General features: G+C 53.1%; 7 protein-coding genes. All 7 read right to left on the reverse strand.

The window, feature by feature from the left end:
- Positions 1–1501, reverse strand: a 1501-nt coding sequence (carB, locus tag B3W37_RS13885) for a carbamoyl-phosphate synthase large subunit (protein WP_483176158.1), incomplete at its 3' end; no start/stop codon positions are given.
- Positions 1502–1527: 26 nt separating this feature from the next.
- A complete protein-coding gene (locus tag B3W37_RS13890) occupies positions 1528–2598 on the reverse strand; it encodes a carbamoyl phosphate synthase small subunit (protein WP_481038443.1) in 1071 nt (356 codons plus the stop codon).
- A gap of 7 nt (positions 2599–2605) precedes the next feature.
- Positions 2606–3898 carry a dihydroorotase gene (locus tag B3W37_RS13895; protein ID WP_483176159.1) on the reverse strand — a complete coding sequence of 431 codons (1293 nt, stop codon included), beginning with the start codon at positions 3896–3898 and terminating at the stop codon, positions 2606–2608.
- Positions 3882–4823 carry an aspartate carbamoyltransferase catalytic subunit gene (locus B3W37_RS13900; RefSeq protein WP_481038441.1) on the reverse strand — a complete coding sequence of 314 codons (942 nt, stop codon included), beginning with the start codon at positions 4821–4823 and terminating at the stop codon, positions 3882–3884. Before B3W37_RS13900 ends, B3W37_RS13895 begins: the two co-directional genes overlap by 17 nt.
- Positions 4824–5142: 319 nt before the next feature.
- Positions 5143–5697 carry a bifunctional pyr operon transcriptional regulator/uracil phosphoribosyltransferase PyrR gene (pyrR, locus tag B3W37_RS13905; protein ID WP_483169232.1) on the reverse strand — a complete coding sequence of 185 codons (555 nt, stop codon included), beginning with the start codon at positions 5695–5697 and terminating at the stop codon, positions 5143–5145.
- A gap of 179 nt (positions 5698–5876) precedes the next feature.
- Entirely contained in the window at positions 5877–6980 is a 1104-nt protein-coding gene (locus B3W37_RS13910) for a glycosyltransferase family 4 protein (RefSeq protein ID WP_483169231.1), read from the reverse strand.
- 38 nt (positions 6981–7018) lie between these two features.
- The gene (locus tag B3W37_RS13915; RefSeq protein WP_481038438.1) at positions 7019–7534 is read right to left on the reverse strand and encodes a phosphatase PAP2 family protein; all 516 of its coding nucleotides are present in this window, start codon (positions 7532–7534) and stop codon (positions 7019–7021) included.
- Positions 7535–7899 lie beyond the last annotated feature (365 nt).

The following is a 7899-nucleotide window of genomic DNA, read 5'->3' on the forward strand; positions in this document are numbered from 1 at the left end:
TCCCCTTAAAATAAGCGATTTCACTGTCTGATACTCCGATTTTTTTGGCCTCGTTGAGTATATCCAATCCCAACGGGGTCTTTTCCAAGCGCCGTGAGAAATCGATGATATTTTTGAATTTTTTAAGAAAATACTTGTCAATTGCGGTGATATCATGCAGTTCATCTATAGAAGCTCCGCGCATGAAAGCCTCGGCGATTATAAAAATACGCTCATCATCGGCATGGCTAAGGCGGGCTTTGAGTTCTACATCGCCCAATTCAGTCAATTCCGGCAGACGCAGCCCGTTGATGCCGATTTCCAGGGAGCGGATAGATTTGAGAAAAGCGGCTTCAAAACTGCGATCAATGGCCATGACCTCACCGGTGGCCTTCATCTGCGTCCCCAGGCGGCGATCACCGAACACGAATTTGTCAAATGGCCAGCGCGGCACCTTGAGGACTACGTAGTCGATAGCCGGTTCAAAGCAGGCCGTGGTTTTTCCGGTGATGGCATTGAGGATTTCGTCCAGGTTGTAGCCGATGGCGATTTTGGTGGTCACCTTGGCAATGGGATACCCGGTGGCTTTGGAAGCCAGGGCGCTGGAACGGCTCACCCGCGGATTCACCTCGATGACAAAATATTTCTTGCTCAAGGGATCCAGGGCAAACTGTATATTACATCCCCCGGCGATCCTCAAGGAACGGATAATTTTTAACGAGGCTGAGCGCAGCATCTGATATTCTTCGTCAGTAAGGGTTTGGGCCGGAGCGACTACTATGCTGTCTCCAGTGTGTATGCCTACCGGATCGACATTCTCCATGCTGCAGATGGTGATGCAATTGTCGTTGTGGTCGCGCATCACCTCGAACTCGATCTCCTTGTATCCGGCTACGCTGCGCTCGATCAGAGCCTGGTGAATGGCGCTGCTCTTCAAGCCGCGGGTGGCGATTTCCATCAATTCGTCGTCGTTGTGCGCAGTGCCGCCTCCGGTGCCGCCCAGGGTATAGGCCGGGCGTACTATCAGCGGGTAGCCCACCTCGGCCGCAAACTGCAGGGCCTGGTCTACGTTATGGACAATGTCGCTCTCGGGTATGGGCTCTCCGATTTCCTCCATAGTGGTCTTGAACATCTCCCGGTCCTCGGCGCGGTAAATTGCCTCTAAAGGCATTCCCAGCACCGGCACCCCTTTTTCTTCAAGGATGCCAGCTTTGTCAAGAGACAGAGCCATATTCAGCCCCACCTGGCCGCCCAGATTGGCTATGATCCCGTCCGGTTTCTCCCGGTCCAGAATCCTCACCACGGATTCAACGGTGATGGGCTCCATATAAACCCGGTCAGCAATGTCGGTATCGGTCATTATGGTAGCCGGATTACTGTTTAACAATACAACTTCGATGCCTTCTTCTTTGATGGCCTTGCAGGCCTGGGTGCCGGCATAGTCAAACTCCGCGGCCTGCCCGATAATAATCGGGCCTGATCCGATGACCAGGACCTTTTTCAGGTTTTTGTCCAGTGGCATAAGTCTATCCTCCAGTTCAGGCACACCTATGGTTTCAGCATGCCCACAAAATCGTCCAGGAAAAATCCGGTTTCACTGTATCCCGGGAAGCCCTCGGGATCGAATTGCACTGAGTAAACCGGCAGGCTTAAATGCGCGATGCCTTCCACACTGCCGTCGTTCAAGCTGCGCAGGGTGACTCGAACATTCAGGCCGGACAGGGATGCTTCGTCTATATGAAAACCGTGGTTTTGTGTGGTAATATAAACGCGTCCATTTTTGAGGTCTTTCACCGGATGGTTGCTGCCGCGATGGCCGTAAGGCAAGCGTTTGATTTTAGCGCCCAGGGCCATAGCCAGTACCTGGTGACCCAGGCCGATGCCAAAGATAGGCTTCTTACCCAGGAGGGAGCGGCAGGTTTCAGTCACATAGGCGATTGCCTCAGGATCTCCCGGCCCGTCGGATATCAGGATCCCCTGCGGGTTCAGTTCGAGTATTTCTCGGGCCGTGGTCCGGGCCGGCACCGCCACCACCTCGCAGCCGCGTTTGGTCAAAAGGTCGATATAACCGCGCTTGGTACCCAGATCCACCATTACCACCCTCAGGTCTCCGGCCCCGAACTTCATGATGTTCTTGCGGGTCACATACTGCACCAGATCGCCTTCCAGTTCCTTCCTGGCGTTTCTGGCCTTATCTTCCAGCCAGCTCAGATTCTCGATCGAATCCGTGATTATGCCCCCCATACTGCCCTCATTGCGAATCACCCGGGTCAGCGCCCGGGTATCCACCTCGGTTAAAACCGCAATTTCACTCTTGTTAAGAAAGCTGATCAGATCGGTTTCCATTTCATAATGGCTTGGGAAATCGGTGGCCTCGCGCAGCACCAGGCCGCGCAGCATAGCCCCTTTGGAGGCATAGCTTTTCTGAACCAGGCCCACGTTGCCCACCAGGGGATAGGTCATAATTACGATCTGACCGTAATAGGACGGATCGGTAATAATATCCTGATAACTGATCATGGCGGTGGTGAATACCACTTCACCCCCGGCCATCATGCAATCGTTCAACAGTTTGCCGGTAAACACCCTGCCGTTTTCAAGCACCAGGTAGCCTTTCACCTTATCTTCACTCCTCTATTATCCTGCCGTTGATATAAACCAGCTTGCCGGCTACAATGGTGGCCCAGGGCCATCCGGTAAGCTGCATGCCCTTAAATGGAGTATTCTTTCCTTTGGAATAAAATTGCTGCGGAGTAACGGTTTTGGTCAAATCAGGATCAATGATGGTAATATCCGCGGTATCCCCGGCATTGAGCCGGCCTTTGGCCAGCCCCATGACGTTGGCCGGGCCGGTAGTAAACAGCCTGACCATTTCTGGCAGGGGGAGCAGATTCTGGCTGACCAGCTGGTCCATGATTACCGCCACGGCGGTTTCCAGTCCGGAAATCCCCACTGCAGCCAGGTTGTATTCACAATCCTTGCTCTCCAGATGATGGGGAGCATGGTCAGTGGCGATGCAGTCTATGGTGCCTTCTAACAGTGCGGCCCTCAAGGCCGCAATATGTTCTTGTGATCGCAATGGCGGCATTACCTTGGTATCGGTATCGTAAGTGCCCACTATCTCATCACTTAAGGTGAGGTGATGCGGGGTTACCTCACAGGTAACATTCAAGCCCTCCGCTTTAGCCTGGCGGATCAGCTCCATCGCACCGGCTGTAGAAGCATGACAAATATGTAACTGCCCTCCGGTGAGACGGGCCAGAACTATATCCCGGGCTACCATCACTTCTTCGGCTGCCGCCGGTATGCCTTTCAATCCATAATAGGTCGAGTAGTAGCCTTCGTGCATCTGTCCGTCAGCGGTCAGATTCAGGTCTTCGCTATGGGACAATACGGGCACTCCGAACATCTTGGTATATTCCAGGGCATTCCGCATCACGCCGGCTTTGCTGACCGGTCTGCCGTCATCTGAAAAGGCCACACAGCCCGCTGCTAGTAAATCGGCATACTCGCTCAATTCATCTCCGGCTTGCTTCTTGGTAATGCTGCCGATCGGCAAGACATTTACCACACCACTGCGCTGAGCCCGCTCTCTGACAAAGCGTGCTACCGCCATGTTGTCAATCACCGGACTGGTGTTGGGCATACAGCACACGGTGGTAAATCCGCCTGCCGCTGCCGCACGGGTGCCGGAGGCCAGGTCTTCTTTATATTCGAAACCGGGTTCGCGCAGATGGACATGAATATCTATAAATCCGGGGCACACTATTTTTCCGGCTGCATCCAGGGTTTCTGCATCCTTAGACTTGAGGCTCTTGCCCACCCTGGTTATTTTGCCGTCTTCCACCAGAATGTCCAATAGCTCGTCCCGCTTATTTTCGGGATCTATCACCCGCCCGCCTTTAACCAGCAATTTCATCTTTGGAACCCCCCATCATCAGGAATAGAATGGCCATTCTCACTGCCACTCCGTTTGTCACCTGTTCGTTGATCAAAGCCTGCGTGCTGTCGGCCAGGGCGCTGGAAATTTCCACCCCCCGGTTCATGGGACCGGGGTGCAGGATCAGGGCATCCTCCTGGGCGCCTTTGAGGCGCTGCGGATTGACCATGTAGAGGTCGGCATATTCATCCAGGGAGGGAAACAATGCGGCCTGCTGCCGTTCCCGCTGTATGCGCAGGATGTTGACCACATCAGCTCCTTTAACCGCTTCTTCCAGGCTATAATAGCTTTTTACCCCCAGCTTCTCCACTTCTGGAGGAATTAGTGTGGAAGGCCCCACAACTCGAATCTCGCAGCCGTACCGGGTTAGTCCGTAGATATTGGAGCGGGCCACCCGGCTGTGGAGTATATCTCCCACGATAGCGACCTTCAGATTTTCCAGGGTGCCTTTGTGCTCTTTGATGGTGAACATATCCAGCAAGGCCTGGGTAGGGTGTTCGTTCTGTCCGTCGCCGGCATTGACGACTCGCATATTAGTGTTGCGGGCTGCGTAATGGGGAGCCCCGCTCATGCTGTGGCGCATTACCATAAGATCGAAGCCCATCACCTCAATGGTCTTGATGGTATCGCGCAGGCTCTCTCCCTTCTGCACGCTGCTGGTACTCACTGCCAGATTGACGGTATCCGCGCTCAGGTATTTGCCCGCAATCTCAAATGAGGTGCGGGTGCGGGTGCTGTTCTCATAAAAAATGGTCACCATGGCTTTCCCTCTAAGGGTGGGAACCTTTTTGATATCGCGTTTGATTACGTCCTTCATGGGCACCGCAGTATTCAGAATCTGATCAATTTCAGCCCTGCTCAGATCCTTGATGCCCAGCAAGTCTTTCCTCCGGTCCAGTTTCACCTTAACGCCTCCTTATTACCTAGCCTTACCTATCAACTAGCGCACAACTCCCCGGCCGGTTTGAGTTTTTTCCTTAAGCTACGCCAGAGTATTCAGCCGCTTATAGCGAATGAGTCCTTCAGATGTCAAGCCGGCCGCCCGACTGCCTTAGAAGACCTCTCTCCGTTTGGCGGGTCGTCTTTGTTTTCCCTGTTAATCCTTGGCCTCCTTATATGCAGGCACAAAAAAACCTTCCTTGTTGATGCTGCAAGGAAGGTTCCGCTTCGGCTGAGGCTTTCTCCCTTGCTGGCCTCTCGGGACCAATTTAAAGGGATGTTATTTATGTTTCCGCTACCGGTTCTTGTATTACCACTTTATCTGTTCCATCGATCTCCGCCACCAGAACCGATACAATTTCTTGAGCGGAGGTGGGAACATTTTTTCCTATGTAATCCGCTTTGATGGGCAGCTCCCGGTGGCCTCTGTCCACCAAAACCGCCAGTTGAATGCGCCGCGGCCGGCCCAGGTCTATCAAGGCATCCATGGCCGCCCTCACGGTTCGCCCGGTGTATAGGACATCGTCTACCAGGATAATCACCTTGCCGTTGATGTCAAAGTCAACCTCGGTGCGATGCACCATGGGCTGGGTGGAAAGGGTAGTCAGGTCGTCCCGGTACAGGGTGATATCTAAAATGCCCACCGGCACCTTGACGCTCTCTATCTCTCCGATGCGTTCGGCCAGTCGCTGTGCCAGCGGTCCCCCGCGGCGGCGGATGCCTACCACCACCAGGTCTTCAACTCCCTTGTTCTTCTCTACGACCTCATGGGCGATACGAGTCAGGGCCCTTTTCATCCCAACCTGGTCCATAATCACGTTTTTATCCCGCAGGTTCAAGCCTTATCCCTCCTGATCCTCCGCCAAATAAAAAGCCTGCCACGGTCCGCAAGACTCAAGGCAGGCATACCTAACGCGTTTAATCCTTGCTAGCCTCACGGGGCCAACTTAAAGGCTCTTAAGCAATTGTAATCAAACCCGGGTAGTGTGTCAAATCTTTTCCTCGTCTCTTGAGGGGCTCACAGCAGTCCTCCCAGGACATGGTAGAAGTCGGCCAGGATCTCGTCCCAGCTGCGGGAACGAGCGTGCTCCAGGGCTCCTCGGGCCAGGGTCCGGCGCATCTCTGCCCGGGTCATGAGGAGTTCGATCTGCCCGGCCATATCAAAGGCATCACCGGGTTTGAAGGCCAGACCGTTTTGGCCCGGCAGCAGATTGTCCTCCACCCCGCCGGCCAAGGCGGCCACCACCGGCAGTCCGGAAGCCATGGCTTCAAGTACGACATTGCCGAAAGTTTCGGTCACCGAAGGGAAAACAAATATATCCGCCGAAGCGTAGAGATCGTAAAGCTCCTGTCCGCGCTGGTAACCAAGAAACAATATATTTTCAATATTAAGTTCTTCCAGCTTGTGGCGCGAGGGGCCGTCCCCCACCATCAGCAGTTTATACTCCAGACCGCGCCGGTTGAGCAGGCCGGCGGCCTCCATTAAGACCTCCAGATCCTTTTCCGGAGCAATGCGCCCCACATAGAGGAGTATGATCCCCTCAGACCCGGAAACATAACGTGAGCGCAGTTCCTCGCTGCGATAAAGCGGGTTAAAAAGCTCACTGTCGATGCCATGCGGGCAATGCCTCAAGTTCGGAATACCGTGCTCCTCCAGCAGGCGCAGGGTGCTTACCGATGGACTGAAATTCACCAGACAGCGGTTGTGAAACCAGCGCAGGTAACGCCAGCCTGGTCTTTCCAGGAAAGGCATCCCGTAATAACGCAAATACTGCACAAAGTTGGTGTGATAGGTAGAGGTCAAAGGCAGATCATGGCGCAGGGCGTATTTCATCCCCTGCCAGCCCAGTGAAAATTCAGTGGCCAGATGCACCATATCGGGCCTGAACTCATTCAGTATCTTTTCTATCTTATGATAGCCGGGCATGGTTATGAGCAGTTCCGGATAAAGCGGGAACTTGGCGCCTCCAAAAGTAAAAACCCCGGGTTCTGCTGCATCCCCAGGAACAAAATACAGGTATTCTATGTCATTTTGCTTCATGTAATCTTTCATTTTACCCAGGATTACGCTAACCCCGTTTACCTGGGGGAAATAAGTATCTGAAAAAACCGCTATACGCATGACAATTATAGGCCCTTTACATTTAATATTATTTGCGGTTATAAGACCATATAGAACGATGCCAGAGCTATTCCCACCCCGGCCAAAACATCACTGGGATAATGCGCTCCCAGATAAACCCGGGAAACTCCTACCAGAGCGGACATTCCCAATACCAGCGGGGCCATATCCGGCACTACATAAGACACCGGCAAAGCCAGCGCAAAGGCCGCACAGGTATGTCCCGAAGGAAAGGAACGTTTGGAAGTCGGCGGCTTATTGGCGATGATATCTTCCAACACCTTGAAGGGCCGCTCCCTGTAAACCATGAATTTAATGGTATGCACCAGTATCTGGCTAATGATCAGCACCATGGCCATATCCTGGCCCAGGTCGATCAAGTAGGGGTGATCTGACAGCAGCAGAATCAAAGGCACTGCCACAATTGCCGGCAAAGAGCCCAGGTTGGTGAGAATCTGCATAATGATGTCCAGGACCCGGCATTTATAGTGCTGATTGATAAAATAGAGCAGTTTCAACTCCCGCCCCCGGAAATAGCCGATAATAGAATTCAATGGTATTCTCCTTCCCCAACCCCGATGCCATGTCCTAAGATTTTAACTAAGATAGGGTTTTTCATTATATGAAACACCCCGCCAAAATATCCCCATATCAAGAGCATCACTTATTATATTACCTAATTCGACTTCGCTTGTAACTGTTTTTTTGGATGCCGGGGGTGACAAATGGGGCCGGTTCTTTTTGGTCATCCATTTGTCACCGTCACGCAGCGTTATCCCCGCAGGGCTGACAGGAATTGTACAAATTCAGCGGGCGGGTCGGAGGTGAATTCCAGGTATTCACCGCTCTCGGGATGATGGAAGCCTAAAAGACAGGCATGCAGCAGCTGGGAATTGACCCCCGGAGGTGCTTTACGGGA

Source organism: Syntrophomonas sp. UBA5494 (assembly GCF_002426325.1).